Below are 2,417 nucleotides of genomic sequence, written 5' to 3'. Positions count from 1 at the left end.
CCCCCAACCGGTTCCCACCCCCGCCGGTTCCCCAACCGGTACTGCAGCCGACCTTCCCCCCACGGTTCGGTCGGTGTCCCTCCCTACGACGACCAGCATGCCCACCGGACCGCAAGAACGCGGGTGGTGAAGCGCCGTGGTTTACGCAAGATTGACGCAAGCCGACCGCGCGGATGCCTCGTCATGAGCACGCCGGGCCGCTCCGCCCGCACCACCAGATCTCGCGCCGTCCTAGCACCCCGTTCGCCCCCGCTGCCCCGGTAGGTTCCGAGAAGCGTTTCGCTCGGGGTAGCAGCAGATGACACGAGGAGATCCCGTATGCCACTCAAGCCCACCCTGCGCTGGACGGCCCTGGCCGCCACAGCGGTCAGCGTCATCGCGCTGGCCTCTTCGAGCGCGGGCGTCAGCGCCGCAGCGAGCCGCCCCTCGCCGGGTGCCGCGCAGTGCTCGACCGCACCGGACCTCGCCCGCGTGACGGCCGGGAGCACGGCCAAGGAGCCGGAGCTCTACTCCACGAACGAGGCGAACGCATACGGCGTCATCAAGGACGCGCCACGCCTGCCCAACGGCAGCGTGCACATCCCCACCGTCTTCCACGTCGTCTCCGACCACACGCTGTCGGTCACGGAGAAGACCCGCTGGGAGCGACTCATCGCGGCCCAGATGACAGTGCTCAACGACTCGTACGCCGGCCGGACGGCGCCGGACGCGGCCGACTCGCCGTTCCGCTTCTCACTGTCGAGCATCGACTGGACCGTGAACTCGCAGTGGTACACCGTGATCCCGGGCAAGACCGAGCGCGACATGAAGAAGGCGCTCTACACGGGCAACTCCGAGACGCTCAACGTCTACTCGGCCGACATCGGCGGGGGCCTGCTCGGCTGGTCGTACTTCCCGAAGGGCTACAACAACGGCCGCGACTACCTCGACGGTGTCGTCATGCTCGACGAGTCGATGCCGGGAGGCACGGCCGGCAAGTACGCCGAGGGCGACACCCTCACACACGAGGTCGGCCACTGGCTGATGCTCGAGCACACCTTCAAGGGGAGCTGCTCGGCGAGTGGTGACTTCGTGACCGACACGCCGCGCGAGGCTGTCCCGCAGTTCAACTGCCCCACCGGCGCCGACACCTGCACGGCTCCCGGGCTCGACCCGATCCACAACTTCATGGACTACACGCAGGACTCCTGCATGGACATGTTCACCAAGGGCCAGGTCGAGCGCATGAACGACGCCTGGCTGGACTTCCGAAAGGTCCCGACCAGCTGAGGACCGAAGAGAGCCTACGTATGCCGGGTGCGGGACAAGGTCTGCAGAGCGGGACATCTGCCACATCAGTCACATCCGTCACGAGTTGACGTCGGTTTTCTCGGACAACCGCCCCGTGTCCGTGCCGTCGACCTATGGTGGACGCGACCGGTCGGTCAGGACGTGGGGGCGTCCGTGGGGGCCCCCGGTTGCGACGACGCCGTTGCACTAGAGAGTGTCGGCGGTGACAGCAGATGTGCCTCGAGGGGGGTGGCTTGACGGTGACAGACGGCAATGAGCGCGGTGGCCCGCATGTCCTGAACATCAGGATGAGCGGGCGCGTCGTGCCCTTCGCGACGATGGTCCTGCTGTTCGCGCTGCTGCCCTTCCTCGGAGGCAGCACGCCGCAGACCCCGACTGAGTCGGTCGTCCTCGCCGCGGGGTCACCTGCAGTCCAGGACGTGGTCGCTGCCGTCGGCCAGGCCCGCAGCGAGATGTCCGCGTCCACGGCGTCCGTCGACCCCACCGCCGCTCTCGCGCCGGCGCCTGCCGGTTCTGCCTTCTCGGCCGCCATGGGAGGCGGCCTCTTCATGTTCCCGGCGATCAGCCTGGCACCCGCCACGGCCGAGGCCATAGCCGCCCCGATCGTGGGGCGCCCGATGTTCATCCACCCGGTCCTCGGCGGGGAGATGTCGCCGTTCGGACCGCGGATCCACCCCTTGCTGGGGCGGCCCATGTTCCACACGGGCATTGACCTCGCTGCGGCCTGCGGCACCCCGATCCACGCCGCCGCCGACGGCACCGTCATCTACGCCCGGGTCTCGGCCTCCTGGGGCGGACGCACGATCATCCAGCACGACGCGACGACCAAGACGGCATACGGCCACCAGTCGAAGTTCCTCGTGACCGAGGGCCAGGTGGTCAAGCAAGGCCAGGTCATCGGGCTCAGCGGCACCACCGGCTGGTCGACGGGCTGCCACCTGCACTTCGACGTCATCATCAACGACCGCTACGTCGACCCGGCGCCCTACCTCGGCTTCCCGCCCTCCGACACCGCCTCCGTGCCGTTCGCCGCTGTCCCGCACCTCGTGCTCGAGCCGGGCAGCAGCGTCATCCACGCCGTCGAGGACGGCGACGTGCCGCTCACCGAGGCGAGCGAGGCCCCGAAC

Annotated in this window: 2 protein-coding genes; both read left to right on the top strand. The window is 68.8% G+C overall.

All coding sequences use genetic code 11. The features are described 5' to 3' along the window. Positions 1-318 precede the first annotated feature (318 nt). Positions 319-1,269: a zinc metalloprotease gene (locus tag AC3WRT_RS20605; RefSeq protein ID WP_492725269.1), complete on the top strand. Its 951-nt coding sequence runs from the start codon at positions 319-321 to the stop codon at positions 1,267-1,269. Positions 1,270-1,577: 308 nt separating this feature from the next. Beyond that, the coding region (locus AC3WRT_RS20600) for a M23 family metallopeptidase (protein WP_492725268.1) at positions 1,578-2,417 on the top strand (840 nt) is incomplete at its 3' end.

This window comes from Terrabacter sp. FW104-15G4B (assembly GCF_058790095.1).
This window is presented reverse-complemented; position numbering and strand designations above follow the sequence as displayed.